Source organism: Lysinibacillus sp. FSL K6-0057 (assembly GCF_038630885.1).
Lineage (GTDB): Bacteria > Bacillota > Bacilli > Bacillales_A > Planococcaceae > Lysinibacillus > Lysinibacillus fusiformis_F.
This window is the reverse complement of the sequence record NZ_CP152047.1, coordinates 4861356-4877282: the sequence shown is the minus strand read 5'-3', so window position 1 is coordinate 4877282 and position 15927 is coordinate 4861356. Positions and strand designations below refer to the sequence as shown.

At 40.3% G+C, this 15927-nt stretch carries 23 protein-coding genes and 1 pseudogene; all 24 read left to right on the top strand.

Features of this window, described 5'->3' with window-relative positions; translation table 11 throughout:
• Positions 1 to 27 precede the first annotated feature (27 nt).
• The 24 genes and pseudogenes from rplE to MHB40_RS24300 all read left to right on the top strand — a co-directional run bounded on the left by rplE (position 28) and on the right by MHB40_RS24300 (position 15799).
• Positions 28 to 567, top strand: coding sequence for a 50S ribosomal protein L5 (gene rplE, locus MHB40_RS24415; protein ID WP_008181719.1), 540 nt, complete (start codon positions 28 to 30; stop codon positions 565 to 567).
• 22 nt (positions 568 to 589) lie between these two features.
• The gene (locus MHB40_RS24410) at positions 590 to 775 is read left to right on the top strand and encodes a type Z 30S ribosomal protein S14 (protein WP_004233656.1); all 186 of its coding nucleotides are present in this window, start codon (positions 590 to 592) and stop codon (positions 773 to 775) included.
• A 29-nt stretch (positions 776 to 804) separates the two neighbouring features.
• On the top strand, positions 805 to 1203 hold the full coding sequence (rpsH, locus tag MHB40_RS24405; protein WP_008181717.1) for a 30S ribosomal protein S8: 399 nt from the start codon (positions 805 to 807) through the stop codon (positions 1201 to 1203).
• Positions 1204 to 1233: 30 nt separating this feature from the next.
• Positions 1234 to 1773 carry a 50S ribosomal protein L6 gene (gene rplF / locus MHB40_RS24400; protein ID WP_008181715.1) on the top strand — a complete coding sequence of 180 codons (540 nt, stop codon included), beginning with the start codon at positions 1234 to 1236 and terminating at the stop codon, positions 1771 to 1773.
• Between the two features lie 32 nt (positions 1774 to 1805).
• Positions 1806 to 2165 (top strand): 50S ribosomal protein L18, encoded by a 360-nt coding sequence (gene rplR / locus MHB40_RS24395; protein WP_205446160.1) that lies wholly within the window; start codon positions 1806 to 1808, stop codon positions 2163 to 2165.
• Between the two features lie 21 nt (positions 2166 to 2186).
• Positions 2187 to 2690 (top strand): 30S ribosomal protein S5, encoded by a 504-nt coding sequence (rpsE, locus tag MHB40_RS24390; RefSeq protein WP_008181711.1) that lies wholly within the window; start codon positions 2187 to 2189, stop codon positions 2688 to 2690.
• Positions 2691 to 2703: 13 nt separating this feature from the next.
• Positions 2704 to 2886, top strand: a complete 183-nt coding sequence (gene rpmD / locus MHB40_RS24385; protein ID WP_004233668.1) for a 50S ribosomal protein L30 — start codon at positions 2704 to 2706, stop codon at positions 2884 to 2886.
• 34 nt (positions 2887 to 2920) lie between these two features.
• A complete protein-coding gene (gene rplO, locus MHB40_RS24380; RefSeq protein ID WP_004233670.1) occupies positions 2921 to 3361 on the top strand; it encodes a 50S ribosomal protein L15 in 441 nt (146 codons plus the stop codon).
• Positions 3361 to 4656 carry a preprotein translocase subunit SecY gene (secY, locus tag MHB40_RS24375; RefSeq protein WP_342533601.1) on the top strand — a complete coding sequence of 432 codons (1296 nt, stop codon included), beginning with the start codon at positions 3361 to 3363 and terminating at the stop codon, positions 4654 to 4656. Before rplO ends, secY begins: the two co-directional genes overlap by 1 nt.
• Positions 4657 to 4726: 70 nt before the next feature.
• On the top strand, positions 4727 to 5380 hold the full coding sequence (locus MHB40_RS24370; protein ID WP_342533600.1) for an adenylate kinase: 654 nt from the start codon (positions 4727 to 4729) through the stop codon (positions 5378 to 5380).
• A 249-nt stretch (positions 5381 to 5629) separates the two neighbouring features.
• Positions 5630 to 5707, top strand: a pseudogene (locus tag MHB40_RS24365) (type I methionyl aminopeptidase); the annotation flags it as partial.
• A gap of 86 nt (positions 5708 to 5793) precedes the next feature.
• Positions 5794 to 6012, top strand: coding sequence for a translation initiation factor IF-1 (gene infA, locus MHB40_RS24360; RefSeq protein ID WP_004233690.1), 219 nt, complete (start codon positions 5794 to 5796; stop codon positions 6010 to 6012).
• Positions 6013 to 6049: 37 nt separating this feature from the next.
• Entirely contained in the window at positions 6050 to 6163 is a 114-nt protein-coding gene (gene rpmJ, locus MHB40_RS24355; protein WP_000868344.1) for a 50S ribosomal protein L36, read from the top strand.
• Between the two features lie 24 nt (positions 6164 to 6187).
• Positions 6188 to 6553 (top strand): 30S ribosomal protein S13, encoded by a 366-nt coding sequence (rpsM, locus tag MHB40_RS24350; protein WP_004233729.1) that lies wholly within the window; start codon positions 6188 to 6190, stop codon positions 6551 to 6553.
• Positions 6554 to 6578: 25 nt separating this feature from the next.
• Positions 6579 to 6968 carry a 30S ribosomal protein S11 gene (rpsK, locus tag MHB40_RS24345; protein ID WP_004233731.1) on the top strand — a complete coding sequence of 130 codons (390 nt, stop codon included), beginning with the start codon at positions 6579 to 6581 and terminating at the stop codon, positions 6966 to 6968.
• 139 nt (positions 6969 to 7107) lie between these two features.
• On the top strand, positions 7108 to 8052 hold the full coding sequence (locus tag MHB40_RS24340) for a DNA-directed RNA polymerase subunit alpha (protein ID WP_004233733.1): 945 nt from the start codon (positions 7108 to 7110) through the stop codon (positions 8050 to 8052).
• 57 nt (positions 8053 to 8109) lie between these two features.
• Positions 8110 to 8490 carry a 50S ribosomal protein L17 gene (rplQ, locus tag MHB40_RS24335; protein WP_012296051.1) on the top strand — a complete coding sequence of 127 codons (381 nt, stop codon included), beginning with the start codon at positions 8110 to 8112 and terminating at the stop codon, positions 8488 to 8490.
• A gap of 426 nt (positions 8491 to 8916) precedes the next feature.
• On the top strand, positions 8917 to 9762 hold the full coding sequence (locus MHB40_RS24330) for an energy-coupling factor ABC transporter ATP-binding protein (protein WP_205446159.1): 846 nt from the start codon (positions 8917 to 8919) through the stop codon (positions 9760 to 9762).
• Positions 9738 to 10610, top strand: a complete 873-nt coding sequence (locus MHB40_RS24325; protein WP_342442022.1) for an energy-coupling factor ABC transporter ATP-binding protein — start codon at positions 9738 to 9740, stop codon at positions 10608 to 10610. The genes MHB40_RS24330 and MHB40_RS24325 overlap by 25 nt, the downstream gene beginning before the upstream one ends.
• A complete protein-coding gene (locus tag MHB40_RS24320) occupies positions 10607 to 11404 on the top strand; it encodes an energy-coupling factor transporter transmembrane protein EcfT (protein ID WP_205446157.1) in 798 nt (265 codons plus the stop codon). The genes MHB40_RS24325 and MHB40_RS24320 overlap by 4 nt, the downstream gene beginning before the upstream one ends.
• Before the next feature lie 13 nt (positions 11405 to 11417).
• On the top strand, positions 11418 to 12158 hold the full coding sequence (gene truA / locus MHB40_RS24315) for a tRNA pseudouridine(38-40) synthase TruA (protein ID WP_342442021.1): 741 nt from the start codon (positions 11418 to 11420) through the stop codon (positions 12156 to 12158).
• A gap of 178 nt (positions 12159 to 12336) precedes the next feature.
• Entirely contained in the window at positions 12337 to 12774 is a 438-nt protein-coding gene (gene rplM, locus MHB40_RS24310; RefSeq protein ID WP_004233742.1) for a 50S ribosomal protein L13, read from the top strand.
• A gap of 25 nt (positions 12775 to 12799) precedes the next feature.
• Positions 12800 to 13192: a 30S ribosomal protein S9 gene (rpsI, locus tag MHB40_RS24305; RefSeq protein WP_004233744.1), complete on the top strand. Its 393-nt coding sequence runs from the start codon at positions 12800 to 12802 to the stop codon at positions 13190 to 13192.
• Between the two features lie 819 nt (positions 13193 to 14011).
• Positions 14012 to 15799 carry an ABC transporter ATP-binding protein gene (locus MHB40_RS24300; RefSeq protein WP_342533599.1) on the top strand — a complete coding sequence of 596 codons (1788 nt, stop codon included), beginning with the start codon at positions 14012 to 14014 and terminating at the stop codon, positions 15797 to 15799.
• Positions 15800 to 15927: the final 128 nt, after the last annotated feature.

The window sequence follows — 15927 nt, the reverse complement described above, 5'->3', positions numbered from 1 at the left end:
AGTAAATAAAAGAAGGGAGGTACACACATGAGCCGCCTAAAAGAAAAATATTTAAATGAAGTTTCTCCTGCTCTTATGAGCAAATTTGGATATAAATCAGTTATGCAATTGCCGAAAGTTGACAAAATCGTTATCAACATGGGTGTTGGTGATGCTGTTCAAAACTCTAAAGCATTAGATGCAGCTGTAGAAGAATTAACAATTATCACTGGTCAAAAACCAGTTGTAACTAAAGCGAAAAAATCGATCGCAGGTTTCCGTTTACGTGAAGGTATGCCAATCGGTGCTAAAGTTACATTACGCGGTGAGCGTATGTATGAATTCTTGGACAAATTAATCTCAATCTCACTTCCTCGTGTACGTGACTTCCGTGGTGTTTCTAAAAAAGCATTCGATGGTCGCGGTAACTACACTCTAGGTGTTAAAGAGCAACTAATTTTCCCAGAAATCGATTACGATAAAGTTTCAAAAGTACGCGGTATGGACATCGTGATCGTAACGACAGCGAACTCTGACGAAGAAGCTCGCGAGTTATTGACACAATTCGGTATGCCGTTCCAAAAGTAATTTAAACAAGGAGGGCGAAAACGTGGCTAAAAAATCTATGATCGTTAAACAACAACGTAAGCAAAAGTTTAAAGTGCAAGAATATACACGTTGTGAACGCTGTGGCCGTCCACACTCTGTATATCGCAAATTTAAACTTTGCCGTATTTGTTTCCGAGAACTTGCATATAAGGGACAAATTCCTGGCGTGAAAAAAGCCAGCTGGTAATCCCCTAATTTGGGAAGGAGGTAAATGTAATGACAATGACTGATCCGATTGCAGATATGCTTACTCGCATTCGTAATGCGAACATGGTTCGTCACGAGAAGTTAGAAGTACCGGCTTCCAACGTGAAAAAAGAAATCGCTGAAATTTTAAAGCGTGAAGGTTTCGTACGTGACGTAGAATACGTGGAAGACAACAAGCAAGGTATTATCCGTATCTTCTTAAAATACGGTAAAGATAACGAGCGTGTTATCACTGGCTTAAAACGTATTTCTAAACCTGGTTTACGTGTATATGCTAAAACAAATGAAGTGCCTAAAGTACTGAACGGTCTTGGTATCGCTTTAGTGTCAACTTCACAAGGTTTATTAACAGATAAAGAAGCTCGCGCTAAACAAGTTGGCGGCGAAGTTCTAGCATACGTTTGGTAATTAGCAATAAATGAATGGAGGTGCAACTAAATGTCTCGTGTAGGTAAAAAAATTATCGAGGTACCAGCTAACGTAACTGTTACTGTTGCAGCTGACAACACTGTTACTGTTAAAGGTCCTAAAGGCGAACTTGTTCGTTCTTTCCACCAAGATATGAAAATTGAGCAAGAGGGTAACGTAATCTCTGTATCACGTCCTTCTGAATCAAAAGAACACCGCACAAACCACGGTACTACTCGTGCGCTTCTAGCGAACATGGTTACTGGTGTTTCTGCAGGTTTCGAAAAAGCTTTAGAACTTATCGGTGTTGGTTACCGTGCGCAATTACAAGGCAAAAAACTTGTACTTAACGTAGGTTATTCTCATCCAGTAGAGTTCACACCTGAAGATGGTCTTGAAATTGAAGTTCCTTCTAACACTAAAATCATCATTAAAGGTATCAGCAAAGAGCGCGTTGGTGCTCTTGCATCTAACATCCGTGACGTTCGTCCACCAGAGCCATATAAAGGTAAAGGTATCCGTTACGAAGGCGAATACGTTCGTCGTAAAGAAGGTAAAACAGGTAAATAATGCTGCCTAAGCATTAGAAAGGAGTGACCCTTGTGATTACGAAACAGGATAAAAATCAAGTTCGTAAAAAACGTCATGCGCGAGTTCGTTCTAAAATTTCGGGTACTGCTGAGCGTCCACGCTTAAATGTATTCCGTTCTAACAAGAACATCTACGCTCAACTTATCGATGACGTAGCAGGTGTAACAATTGTTAGCGCATCTTCTCAAGAAAAAGGTTTTGAAGGTACTGGTAGCAATGTTGACACTGCATCAAAAATCGGTGAAACAATCGCGAAACGCGCTGCGGAAAAAAATATTACTGCTGTAGTTTTTGACCGTGGTGGTTACTTATATCATGGACGCGTAAAAGCTTTAGCTGAAGCTGCACGTGAGAATGGTTTAGAATTTTAATAAGAAGGAGGGACACATTTCATGAGTCGAATTGACGCAAACAAACTTGGAGAACTTGAAGAACGCGTAGTTACTATTAACCGTGTTGCTAAAGTTGTTAAAGGTGGACGTCGCTTCCGCTTCACAGCACTAGTTGTTGTTGGCGATAGAAACGGTCATGTAGGTTTCGGTACTGGTAAAGCTCAAGAGGTTCCAGATGCTATCCGTAAAGCTGTTGAAGATGCGAAGAAAAACTTAGTAGAAGTGCCACGTGTTGGTGGAACAACTCCACACTTAGTGCTTGGTCGCTTCGGTGCAGGAGAAATCTTAATTAAACCTGCTGCTCCTGGTACAGGGGTTATCGCTGGTGGTCCAGTACGTGCAGTACTAGAACTTGCTGGTATTACTGATATTCTTTCAAAATCTCTTGGATCTAACACACCAATCAACATGGTACGTGCAACTGTTCAAGGTTTAACTGAATTAAAACGCGTAGAGGACGTAGCTAAATTACGTGGTAAATCAGTGGAAGAAATATTAGGATAAGGGGGGAAAGATAATGGCTAACAAATTAGAAATCACCCTTACTAAATCTGTGATTGGTACTAAACCTGCACAACGCAAAACAGTTGAAGCTTTAGGTTTACGTAAATTACACCAAACTGTAGAGAAAGCTGATAACGCAGCTACTCGCGGCATGCTTGATAAAGTAGCTCACTTAGTTACTGTAAAAGAAATTTAATTTCCAATTATTGAACAAGGAGGTGCCACCCACTATGAAACTGCATGAGTTAAAACCAGCAGAAGGTTCTCGTAAGCAACGCAACCGCGTTGGTCGTGGTATCGGTTCTGGTAACGGTAAAACAGCAGGTAAAGGTCATAAAGGTCAAAACGCTCGTTCTGGTGGCGGTGTACGCCCAGGCTTTGAAGGCGGTCAGAACCCATTATTCCGTCGTTTACCAAAACGTGGCTTTACGAACATTAACCGTAAAGAATACGCTATCGTTAACCTAGATGCTTTAAACCGTTTCGAAGACGGTGCAGAGGTAACTGCTGCATTATTACTTGAAACTGGTCTAGTGAGCAATGAAAAAGCTGGAATTAAAGTTCTAGGCAATGGAACGCTTAATAAAAAGCTTACTGTCAAAGCTCATAAATTCTCAGCTTCAGCGAAAGAAGCAATCGAGAATGCCGGCGGAACTACTGAGGTGATTTAATGTTTCAGACAATCTCTAACTTTATGCGTGTTCGAGATATAAGAAATAAAATCATTTTCACACTTTTAATGTTAATCGTTTTTCGTATTGGAACTTTCATTCCAGTACCTAACGTTGACGCTAATGTATTAAAGGCAACTGATGAGTTTAACCTCGTTGGTTTCCTCAATACTTTTGGCGGTGGTGCTTTAAAGAACTTCTCGATCTTTGCGATGGGGATTATGCCTTACATCACAGCCTCAATTATTGTTCAGTTATTGCAAATGGACGTAGTACCGAAGTTTGCTGAATGGGCAAAGCAAGGTGAAGTCGGAAGACGTAAACTTGCACAATTTACACGCTACTTTACTATTATTCTTGCTTTCATTCAATCATTCGCAATGTCATTCGGTTTTAATAGAATGTATGGCGGGTCATTGATTAAGGAAGAAGGAGTTTTAACATATGTTATAATTTCTATTGTATTAACAGCGGGTACAGCATTCCTAGTATGGCTTGCTGATCAAATTACTGCGCATGGCGTTGGTAATGGTATTTCTGTTGTAATTTTCGCAGGTATCGTTGCGGCATTACCTACAGGTATCAACCAAATCTATGCACAACAAATCGAGGGTGCTGGTGATAAATTATTTATCAACCTAATTATCCTTGGTCTACTTGTTTTAATTTTGCTTGCGGTTGTTATTGGAGTTATCTACGTGCAACAAGCACTACGTAAAATTCCAATTCAATATGCAAAACGAGTTACTGGACGTAACCAACAGACTGGTGGTCAACAAACGCATTTACCGTTAAAAGTAAATGCTGCAGGGGTTATTCCTGTAATCTTTGCTTCAGCGTTTATGATGACACCTCGTACGTTAGTTCCGTTCTTCGGTGAAAATAATGTTACAACATTCATAAATAACGCGTTTGATCATACAAAACCTGTTGGAATGATTATTTATGTAGCATTAATCATCGCATTCACATATTTCTATGCATTCGTACAAGTGAATCCAGAAAATGTGGCTGATAACTTGAAAAAGCAAGGTGCTTATATTCCAGGTATTCGTCCTGGTGAAAACACTCAAACGTATTTAACAAGCGTGTTATATCGTCTGACATTTGTCGGCGCGATTTTCTTAACTGTTATTTCAGTAATGCCGGTTATATTCATAAACTTTATGAATCTACCTGCCTCAGTGCAGATCGGTGGTACTAGTATTATTATCGTAGTCGGCGTAGCGCTCGAAACGATGAAGCAGCTAGAATCTCAACTTGTTAAACGTCACTACAAAGGCTTTATGAAATAATGTTGGTTTTTAGGGAACGTTCCATCGTTTCCTTTAATCAGCAAACCTTTTGTGGGAGGAATATTTCCTAATGAATATCGTTTTAATGGGTCTGCCAGGTGCTGGTAAAGGTACGCAGGCAGATAAAATTGTTGAGAAGTACGCAATTCCTCATATTTCTACAGGCGATATGTTCCGTGCTGCAATTAAAGAAGGTACTGAACTTGGCTTACAAGCTAAATCGTTTATGGATCAAGGTGCACTTGTACCTGATGAAGTAACGATTGGTATTGTTCGTGAGCGACTGGCTAAACCTGATTGTGAAAAAGGATTCTTATTAGATGGTTTCCCACGTACTGTTCCTCAAGCTGAAGCACTAGATAGCATTCTTGCTGATCTAGGTAAAGCTATTGAGCATACATTAAACATTCAAGTTGAAAAGGATGAGTTAATTGCTCGCCTTTCAGGTCGACGTATTTGTAAAACTTGTGGTACATCCTATCATTTAATTTTCAATCCTCCTACTGAGGAAGGGAAATGTGATAAAGATGGTGGCGAGCTTTATACACGTGCAGATGATAATCCTGAAACGGTTGCGAACCGTCTGGAAGTAAATATGAAACAAGCACAACCTCTACTTGATTTCTATCAAGCTAAAGGTGTGTTAACTAATATAGATGGACAGCAAGATATTAACAAAGTGTTTGCTGATCTTGATGCTCTATTACAGGGCAGCCGCAGCTGATACCCGGCTCCGGGCGCAGAGTACTGCTTCCGCGGGAGGCATGCGGGAGCAACAACGAAACATAATTTTTTTGAGAGTTGCAAAAGCATATTGTGCCCGGTATATATTTCTTCTTAAAAGTGCAACATACCTTTTGGAGGAGTATAATGGGTTTCGTGGAAGCATCTGTGTAACGGGTATGAATATCTCATCCAAGACATTCCGGTATTCGTGTAAACATGGGAGATTCAGTGCCCTTACTGGTTCTGTATATTCCGTGGATTGTGTGAAGCGAAACCAGACGAGCGTCTTTCAAACATCTCTCATACAATCCAAACATATGTTGAAACGAGGTTGCTTCTAAAGTTGCAGCAGATATCCGTTTGATGTAACGATGAGAACTTTAATTTGCATATAGAGAGGAGACAGAGTAGATGGCGAAAGATGATGTAATTGAAGTCGAAGGGACAGTTGTTGAGACTTTGCCAAACGCGATGTTTAAGGTAGAATTAGAAAATGGACATGTGATTCTAGCACACGTATCTGGTAAGATTCGTATGCACTTTATCCGTATTCTACCTGGAGATAAGGTTACTATTGAGTTATCTCCTTATGATTTAACTCGCGGTCGTATCACATACCGTTTTAAATAATCTTTTGCGCTCCGGACTACTAAGGAGGTTAGGTTAGATGAAAGTGAGACCATCTGTGAAACCGATCTGCGAAAAATGTAAAGTAATTCGCCGACGCGGTAAAGTAATGGTAATCTGTGAAAATCCTAAACATAAACAAAAACAAGGTTAATTCTAAAGGAGGTGCACAACGTACATGGCACGTATTGCTGGTGTTGATATTCCTCGCGACAAACGCGTTGTAATTTCATTAACGTACATTTTCGGTATTGGTAAAACTACAGCTCAGAAAGTACTAGCTGATGCAGGTATTTCAGAAGATACACGCGTACGCGACTTAACTGAAGATGAGTTAAACAAAATCCGTGAACAATTAGATTCTTACAAACTTGAAGGTGACTTACGTCGCGAAACTTCATTAAATATTAAACGTCTGATGGAAATCGGTTCATTCCGTGGTATCCGTCACCGTCGTGGCTTACCTGTTCGTGGTCAAAATACGAAGAACAATGCGCGTACGCGTAAAGGTCCTCGTAAAACAGTTGCGAACAAGAAAAAATAATTGGTAAAGGAGGTTCCTTCTTAACATGGCTCGTAAACAACAAACTCGTAAACGTCGTGTGAAAAAGAATATCGAATCTGGTATCGCACACATTCGTTCTACATTTAACAATACAATCGTAACGATTACAGATATGCAAGGTAACGCTGTATCTTGGTCAAGTGCTGGTGCTCTTGGTTTCCGTGGTTCACGTAAATCTACACCATTCGCTGCTCAAATGGCTGCAGAAACTGCTGCTAAAACATCCCTTGAACATGGTCTGAAAACGTTGGAAGTAACTGTTAAAGGTCCTGGTGCTGGTCGTGAAGCTGCTATTCGTGCACTTCAAGCTGCTGGTTTAGAAGTAACTGCTATTAAAGACGTTACTCCAGTTCCTCACAATGGTTGCCGTCCGCCAAAACGTCGTCGCGTGTAATGGGTGCGTCTCATATTGTATGAGAACATCATTTTTTGTACAGACTGTCTTGTGCAGATAATAAACGATACGTCATTGACGATCGAATCTATGATGGAAAGAACCTATACATTCGATGTTTTGAAGGAGGGTAAATAAAATGATCGAAATTGAAAAACCAAAGATTGAAACGGTGGAGATCAGCGAAGATTCCAAATATGGAAAGTTTGTTGTAGAACCGCTTGAACGCGGATATGGAAACACTTTGGGTAATTCTTTACGTCGTATCCTTCTGTCTTCATTACCAGGAGCTGCTGTCACTTCAATTCAAATTGATGGTGTTCTTCACGAATTCTCAACTGTAGAAGGCGTAGTAGAAGATGTAGCTTCAATCATTTTGAACGTGAAAAAACTAGCTCTTAAAATCTACTCTGACGAAGAAAAAGTTATTGAGATTGATGTTAAAGGCGATGGTACAGTTACGGCTGCTGACATTACACATGACAGTGACGTGGAAATTTTAAACCCAGATCTATATATTGCAACAATCGCTAAAAACGGTCATTTACGTATGCGTATGTATGCACAACGCGGCCGTGGTTACACTCCTGCTGATCAAAACAAACGTGAGGATCTTCCTATCGGCGTGATCCCGATCGACTCTATTTACACTCCAGTATCACGCGTCAATTTCCAAGTGGAAAATACTCGTGTAGGTCAGTCTTCTGACTACGACAAACTTTCTCTTGATGTGTGGACAGATGGCAGCATCGGTCCGAAAGAGGCGATTTCGCTCGGAGCAAAAATTTTAACCGAGCATCTTAACATCTTCGTTGGCATGACAGATGAGGCACAAACTGCTGAAATCATGGTCGAAAAAGAAGAAGATCAAAAAGAAAAAGTTTTAGAGATGACTATCGAAGAACTTGATCTTTCTGTTCGTTCTTATAACTGTTTAAAACGCGCTGGTATTAATACAGTACTAGAACTTGCGAATAAATCAGAAGACGATATGATGAAAGTTCGTAACCTTGGACGTAAGTCATTAGAAGAAGTAAAAGCGAAGTTAGAAGAGCTTGGTTTAGGATTACGCAAAGAAGACTAAGCGATTTAAACACAACTAACAAGATCAGATTTTTTTCTATAAAGGAGGGAAACATCCATGGGTTACAGAAAACTTGGTCGTACAAGTTCTCAACGTAAAGCGATGTTACGTGACTTAGCTACTGATTTAATCATCAACGAGCGCATCGAAACTACTGAGGCTCGCGCTAAAGAAGTACGTAAAGCTGTTGAAAAAATGATTACTTTAGGTAAACGCGGAGATTTACATGCACGCCGTCAAGCTGCTGCATTCATCCGTCGTGAACTAGTAACAACGACTGATGCAGAAGGTAACGAAACAACATCATTTGCACTTCAAAAGTTATTTGATGATGTTGCACCACGTTATGCTGAGCGTCAAGGTGGTTACACTCGTATTCTTAAAGTAGGTCCTCGTCGTGGTGACGGTGCACCTGTTGTTGTGATTGAACTAGTTTAATCATAAGAGAAAACTTGTGGTGAAGAGGGTGGGAATCACCACCCTCTTTCTTTATAAATGATTTATACGACAAATAATTAAGCTGAGCGTTATGATGAGCGGACACTTAAGGGTGTGGCGTCTCGTTTAGCTCTCCGCACCTCATTCAGGAGAAATAAGGGCTTGAGCACCCGTATTTCTTGTAAATGTAACGACTAGCGCATTTCTATCGAATGAGGTGCGCGCTTTTTTATTAGATTAGATGGCGCCAATTTGTGGTGCTTTTTTTAATATATGGATGGTATTTTGTTATTTAATAAGCCATTATTAATTTGAGTTGTTATTGTAGTATTTTTCTTTTATCAACATACGGATTGTAGTAGAATTCATACATAAAAAAGTGTAAGTTAGTTAGTAGAGCTGAGCGTAGAGAGAGGAGTTCTAGATATGCCTGAAATTTTATCTTTAAATAATGTGACTTTTTCATATACACCAGAAATTCAAAACAGTCGTAATGCTGTTGAAAATGTTAGCTTTGCTGTTGAAGAAGGCGAATGGATAGCTATAGTCGGACATAATGGTTCGGGTAAGTCCACGATTGCTAAGCTGATGAATGGTTTATTATTTCCTCAGCAGGGAGATGTGCGAATACTACGAGAACCCTTAAATGAAGAAAATCTTTGGGAATCCCGCTCCTTAATGGGAATGGTTTTTCAAAATCCTGACAATCAATTTGTTGGTGCAACGGTACAGGATGATGTTGCATTTGCTTTGGAAAACAACGGCATCCCCTTTGAAGAAATGGTGAAGCGTGTACATGCGGCACTGGACCAAGTAAAAATGAGTCAGTTTTTAGACCATGAGCCACATCATTTATCTGGTGGACAGAAACAGCGTGTTGCCATTGCTGGGGCACTTGCATTAAAGCCAAAGCTTTTAATTTTAGATGAGGCGACATCCATGTTAGATCCTCAGGGACGTGCAGAGGTTTTACAAACTGTCCAAACATTACGTGCGGAAACAGGATTAACAGTTTTATCTATTACACATGATTTAGAAGAGGCAATGTTAGCAGATCGTGTTCTTTTTATGAATGATGGTAAGAAATTTGCAGAAGGCACACCTGCTGAAATCTTTGCACTAGGGGACAAGCTGGTTGAATTTGGACTGGATTTGCCATTTGCCTTAAAGTTATCAAAGCTATTGCAAAAGGAAGGTGTTCCATTAATGGGACAACATATGACAGAAGAAGAGTTGGTGAATGATTTATGGACATCAAACTTCAACAAGTAAGCTATGCCTATGCAAAAGGAACTCCCTTTGAAAAACGGGCATTATTCGATGTAGATTTTGACATCCCATCCCATACTTATCAAGCGATTATTGGCCATACTGGTTCTGGAAAATCAACGATTCTTCAGCATTTTAACGCACTTCTAAGACCTACTTCAGGAGAAGTACATATTGGGGATCGCATAATTGTGGCTGGTAAAAAAGCGAAGGATTTAAAAGCAGTACGACAAAAGGTCGGCATTGTCTTTCAATTTCCGGAGCATCAATTATTTGAAGAAACAGTGTTAAAGGATATTATGTTTGGTCCAATGAACTTTGGTATATCAGAGGAGGAAGCTGAAGCTCGTGCAAGAGAACTGGTCAGCTTAGTTGGCTTGCCTGATAACGTTTTGGATAAATCACCGTTCGATTTATCAGGCGGTCAAATGCGTCGAGTAGCTATTGCAGGTGTTTTAGCGATGGATCCAGAGGTTATTGTATTAGATGAACCAACAGCAGGCCTTGATCCACGGGGTCAAAAAGAAATTATGGATATGTTTTATCAGCTGCATCAAGAACGTCATCTTACAACCATTCTAGTGACCCATAGTATGGAGGATGCAGCTCGATATGCAGATAATATTGTGATCATGCATGAAGGAAAGAATGTCTTAAGTGGAACACCACGAGTTATTTTTAAAGATGTTGATACCCTAAAGAAATTTCGTTTGGAGCCACCACGCATTGTCCGCTTTCAACAAAAGATCGAGCATATGATGGGTCGTTCTTTGTCTAAGGTTTGTTTGACAGAGGAGGAGCTTGCTGCTGAAATTGCTCAAGCGCTTAGAGAGGAGCGTGCGGAGTCATGATGGAAAAAATGATCTTTGGCCGCTTCTTACCGGGTGATTCACCCGTGCATAAACTTGATCCACGGTCAAAGCTAATCTTTGTGTTCGCCTTTATTATTATTGTGTTTTTGGCTAATAATACGGTGACATATGCCATGTTACTCGCTTTCACGCTACTGATTGTCTTAGTATCGCGCATTCGCCTGTATTTTTTAATTAATGGTCTCAAACCTGTGCTCTTTTTAATGGCCTTCACATTCCTTCTCCATATTTTTATGACGAAGGAAGGTGTCCCTATTTTTGAATCAAAATTCATTACGATTTATGATGAAGGGATTAAACGGGGAATATTTATTTCAATCCGTTTTCTAGTATTAGTATTTATGACGTCAATTTTAACGTTAACAACATCACCTATTTCTATTACAGATGGTATTGAAGTTCTGTTGAATCCATTAAAAGCAATAAAAGTACCCGTCCATGAATTAGCTTTAATGATGTCCATCTCATTACGCTTTATTCCAACCTTAATGGATGAGACGGACAAGATTATGAAGGCACAAATGGCACGGGGCTCTGATTTATCATCTGGACCAATTAAGGACCGTATAAAGGCAGTAGTGCCATTGCTTGTCCCGCTCTTTGTCAGCGCCTTTAAGCGAGCGGAGGATTTAGCAACAGCGATGGAAGTAAGAGGCTATCGTGGTGGAGAAGGACGTACAAGATACCGTAGGCTAAAATGGGATATGGGGGACACATTTGCGCTTGTATTATTAGTAGCAATAGGCGTATTGCTATTCTTCTATAGAAGTTAAAGGAGTAGGCTTTATGCGAAGATTAAAAGTAATTATAAGCTATGATGGAACGCTTTTTTCTGGCTACCAAGTACAGCCAGGGGAGCGCACAGTGCAGGCTGAACTTGAGCGTGTTCTAGCCATTATGCATAAGGGAGAAAAGGTGAAGGTAACTGCAAGTGGCCGTACTGATGCTAGAGTTCATGCGACAGGGCAAACGTTGCATTTTGATACACCACTCGCCATCCCAACAGAAAAGTATAGTAAGGCTTTGAATGTGCAACTACCTAGAGATATTCGCGTATTATCGGTAGAGGAAGTGGCACATGATTTTCATGCGCGTTACAGCGTGGCTGGGAAGCGATACCGTTATATTTGGTCTTGTGAGCCTATTCAAAGTCCATTCCGCAGATATTACACTGTGGAGACAAATGGAGTTAAACCCGACGTAGAGGCAATGCAAGAGGCTGCTAAGGCTATTATTGGTACACATGACTTTTCTTGTTTTTGTGCAGCGAATACAAGCGTGAAAGATAAAGTACGCACAGTAACAATGCTGCAGTTTGAATGGCATGGAGAGGAGCTACATATGGTGATTGAAGGTAATGGCTTCTTATATAATATGGTACGTATTATTGCAGGTACTCTTTGGGAGGTTGGCATTGGTCGACGGAAGATCGACAATGTGTCGCAGGTAGTTGCTTCAGGGGATCGTGATAAGGCAGGAAAAACCGCACCACCACAAGGTCTATACTTAGAAAAAGTGTTCTATTAGTGGTGTTCTACAATTCTGAACAACTTCACCAGGTGTTTAATGAAATTGCTTGACTTTAAAAGTCATTCATTATATGATAACAGATGGTATTTTCATTACCACCACAAATAAGCCCCGAAACTTATAGTGTAGTCTAATGAAAAATAACGGTAATCGAATCGATTAGGAGGATATATACATGCGTACAACATTCATGGCTAAAGGTCACGAAGTAGACCGTAAATGGTTAGTAGTTGATGCAGAAGGCCAAACTCTTGGACGTTTAGCTTCTGAAGTAGCTGCAATCTTACGTGGTAAACATAAACCAACATTCACACCAAACGTTGACACAGGTGATCACGTAATCATCATCAACGCTGACAAAATCCATTTAACTGGTAACAAATTAGAGGGTAAACTTTACCGTCACCACACTCAATTTGCGGGTGGTTTAAAAACTCGTACTGCTGGTGAAATGTTAGATAAATACCCAACAAGAATGATCGAATTAGCAGTTAAAGGAATGCTTCCTAAAAACTCTTTAGGTCGTAAAATGTTCACTAAACTTAATGTTTACACTGGAACAGAGCATCCACATGCTGCACAAAAACCAGAAGCATATGAGCTTCGCGGATAATATAAATTAAGAGGAGGATATTACTTTGGCACAAGTTCAATACATCGGCACTGGTCGCCGTAAAAGCTCTGTAGCTCGCGTACGTTTAGTACCAGGTACAGGTAAAATTGTTATCAACAAACGTGAAATCGAAGAATACGTACCATTCGCTGCATTACGCGAAGTAATTAAACAACCATTAGTAGCTACTGAAACTACAGGAAGCTATGATATCCACGTAAACGTTAACGGTGGTGGATACACTGGTCAAGCTGGTGCTGTTCGTCACGGTATCGCTCGTGCTCTACTTCAAGTAGACCCAGATTTCCGTGCTGCATTAAAATCAGCTGGATTACTTACTCGTGATTCACGCATGAAAGAACGTAAAAAACCAGGTCTACGCGGCGCTCGTCGTGCACCTCAGTTCTCAAAACGTTAATATCGGCTTTTCAAGACTCTTTTCACTTATGTGGAAAGGGTCTTTTTTATTTTTAGGAGCGTAGGATAAAAATCTCTAATACAGAATGGTCTTCTTAGACACATTTTCCAATTGCTAAGAAGTGATTTATTCATCATATAGATTCAAAATTCTAAAGAAACATGAAGACCTTAATCTATGTTGAGTACTTATAAAAAAGTTATGATAATCATTTACTAAAAGGAATATCTTATTCCATACAAATAAATATGTAAAAAGGATCTTCTGCCGCTCTTATGGTTGCTAGCAATAAGCAGTCACCCTTATATTCAAGAATGATCTGAGCTGACACTATCCATTTAACAATCAGCCTGTACTTTTTCTTGCGATGGATGTTAAATCTAAATATTTTTCAGAAATATGGTAACTGATATTGATTATTATTCTCATTGATTCTACAACAAAAGATGGACTAAGTAAACTGATCCAATCTAAAAAGGAATGGAGGATTATCTGTATTTTTGGGTGTAAAAATGATTTTAGCGGTGCCGATGTGTTTGCTGCTTTCTTTATTATCGACATGCATGTCAACAGTACTAACGAGTAACATAGAGTTATCAAATGTGGCGTCTGCATAGTCAAAAACAAATAAAATATTAAATATGGAATGAACGGGAACACAAGTAGCGACGGGGATTGTTGTAACAGTATACAGGCGTGTGGAGGTGCCAGTTTTTTCACAGTGGACTATAATTGCACTTTTTACTCAGGTAGGGGGTGTTATTTTTTTTGCGAAGAAATGGGTAAGTTCGATAATAAATAAGAAGGGGTGTTTGTGGTATGAAGATTGCGTGGCGTATTTTGTATAGTGCTAAAAGATACTGGTTACAGCTAAGTTTTGGGCTTCTGGGTGTAGTTGTAGCAACAATATCCGGATTTTATTTGCCATGGGCGTTAAGGGAACTGACTAGTCTAGCGACAGAGGGAAGCGAGAATTTTGCTACTGGTGCGCTGTATATTGGTCTTGCCTTGCTTGGGGCAACCGCCTTACAAGCAATCGCCACTTCAGCGGCTGGCTATTTGAATCATTATGCGGGTATGCATTATGTATCGGATTTAAGGACAAAGCTTTACGGAAAGTTTCAGCGAATGAGTTTACGTTATTTCAATAAAAGCCGAACAGGTGATTTGACTGGTCGAGTAGTGAATGATGCGATGGAGGCAGAGATCTTTTTGGCGTATGTCATTCCTGAGTTTGTGATCAACGTATTGACTTTTATTGGCGTAGGAATTTTGCTACTAACGATCAATGTCAAGCTGGCTTTGCTTAGCCTCACTACCATTCCTTTTCTTTTAGCAATTACGATTTGGCAAAGTAAGCGCCTATCGCCGATGTGGAAAGAGAATGCCAAGGCACGTGGAGAAATATCGGGCAAAGTGCAGGAGAACTTATCTGGAATTAAAGAGATCCAGATTTTCAATCGTCAGCATGTAGAACAGCGTAGGATATCACAATTATCATTAAAACAAGCGAACACGTATTTAAAAGCACGCTTTCTCTATGAGACTTCGTATCCTTTGCTCGCCTTTGTAACAGCACTTGGAACCGTTCTAGTTGTCATTGTAGGCGGTAGATTGGTAGCAACAGGGGAAATTAGCATTGCTGATATCATCGGTTTTATTGCTTACTTAGGGCTGTTTTATACCCCAGTTAAGACGTTTTCGGCATTGGCAGAAAGAGCAGGGCAAGCGAGCGCGGGTTGCAAACGCGTGTTTGAAGTTTTGGATCAACAATCGGATATTCAAGAAAAGAAAGATGCGATTGTTCTACCTCGAGTAACAGGAAAAATTGATTTTCAGAATGTTTCTTTTGCCTATCAAGATGGGATACCTATTATAGAGAATGTTAATTTAACGATTGCCCCTGGGCAGTCCATTGCTTTAGTTGGTACAACGGGTGTAGGTAAATCGACGCTGGCTAGCTTAATCAACCGTTTTTATGATCCCCAAGAAGGTTCAATCGAAATTGATGGCATTGATCTTCGTGATGTAACGTTGGAAAGTCTACGAAGTAATATCTCGATGGTTTTGCAGGATACGTTTTTGTTTGATGGCACAGTGTATGACAATATTGCATATGGTTGGAAAGATGCGACGAATGAACAAGTTTTGGAGGCGGCAAAAGCAGCGAATGCCCATAGTTTTATTGAACAGATGGACGAAGGGTATGACACAATTATCGGTGAGCGTGGCGTGCGTCTGTCAGGGGGACAAAAACAACGGCTGTCGATTGCCAGAGCGATACTGCGCAATGCCCCCATATTGATTTTGGATGAAGCGACCTCTTCTTTGGATACAAAGACCGAAAAGGAGATTCAGCAAGCGCTCGATGAGATTGCTAAAGGGAGGACGACATTGGTGATTGCCCACCGTTTGTCCACAATTCGTCGTGCCGATAAGATTGTAGTGCTTGATGGAACGGGGATTGCCGAAGTTGGTACCCATGATGAATTAATCAGTCTCGATGGAATTTACGCACACTTGCATGCTACGGGAAATGACGAACATCCTGCAGTTACAATGGGATCAAGAGAGGAGAGTGGACCTCCGATTTTTCAGAATAGTTAATGAATAGATTGAGAATACGTGGTGTAGAAGTGACACACGTAGTTTGGAGGAGCTAGCATAAATAATTCTTCCTAACCCCTACTCAGCCACAGCACAGCACACATAGGGTAATGTTCCCCAGAAGTGTA

Bases quoted from the DNA above. Each gene is read 5' to 3' on its own strand.
- rplE (WP_008181719.1), top strand. From the start codon at position 28: ATGAGCCGCCTAAAAGAAAAATATTTAAATGAAGTTTCTCCTGCTCTT.
- rpsH (WP_008181717.1), top strand. From the start codon at position 805: ATGACAATGACTGATCCGATTGCAGATATGCTTACTCGCATTCGTAAT.
- rplF (WP_008181715.1), top strand. From the start codon at position 1,234: ATGTCTCGTGTAGGTAAAAAAATTATCGAGGTACCAGCTAACGTAACT.
- rpsE (WP_008181711.1), top strand. From the start codon at position 2,187: ATGAGTCGAATTGACGCAAACAAACTTGGAGAACTTGAAGAACGCGTA.
- rpmD (WP_004233668.1), top strand. From the start codon at position 2,704: ATGGCTAACAAATTAGAAATCACCCTTACTAAATCTGTGATTGGTACT.
- rplO (WP_004233670.1), top strand. From the start codon at position 2,921: ATGAAACTGCATGAGTTAAAACCAGCAGAAGGTTCTCGTAAGCAACGC.
- secY (WP_342533601.1), top strand. From the start codon at position 3,361: ATGTTTCAGACAATCTCTAACTTTATGCGTGTTCGAGATATAAGAAAT.
- MHB40_RS24370 (WP_342533600.1), top strand. From the start codon at position 4,727: ATGAATATCGTTTTAATGGGTCTGCCAGGTGCTGGTAAAGGTACGCAG.
- infA (WP_004233690.1), top strand. From the start codon at position 5,794: ATGGCGAAAGATGATGTAATTGAAGTCGAAGGGACAGTTGTTGAGACT.
- rpmJ (WP_000868344.1), top strand. From the start codon at position 6,050: ATGAAAGTGAGACCATCTGTGAAACCGATCTGCGAAAAATGTAAAGTA.
- rpsM (WP_004233729.1), top strand. From the start codon at position 6,188: ATGGCACGTATTGCTGGTGTTGATATTCCTCGCGACAAACGCGTTGTA.
- rpsK (WP_004233731.1), top strand. From the start codon at position 6,579: ATGGCTCGTAAACAACAAACTCGTAAACGTCGTGTGAAAAAGAATATC.
- MHB40_RS24340 (WP_004233733.1), top strand. From the start codon at position 7,108: ATGATCGAAATTGAAAAACCAAAGATTGAAACGGTGGAGATCAGCGAA.
- rplQ (WP_012296051.1), top strand. From the start codon at position 8,110: ATGGGTTACAGAAAACTTGGTCGTACAAGTTCTCAACGTAAAGCGATG.
- MHB40_RS24330 (WP_205446159.1), top strand. From the start codon at position 8,917: ATGCCTGAAATTTTATCTTTAAATAATGTGACTTTTTCATATACACCA.
- MHB40_RS24325 (WP_342442022.1), top strand. From the start codon at position 9,738: ATGGACATCAAACTTCAACAAGTAAGCTATGCCTATGCAAAAGGAACT.
- MHB40_RS24320 (WP_205446157.1), top strand. From the start codon at position 10,607: ATGATGGAAAAAATGATCTTTGGCCGCTTCTTACCGGGTGATTCACCC.
- truA (WP_342442021.1), top strand. From the start codon at position 11,418: ATGCGAAGATTAAAAGTAATTATAAGCTATGATGGAACGCTTTTTTCT.
- rplM (WP_004233742.1), top strand. From the start codon at position 12,337: ATGCGTACAACATTCATGGCTAAAGGTCACGAAGTAGACCGTAAATGG.
- MHB40_RS24300 (WP_342533599.1), top strand. From the start codon at position 14,012: ATGAAGATTGCGTGGCGTATTTTGTATAGTGCTAAAAGATACTGGTTA.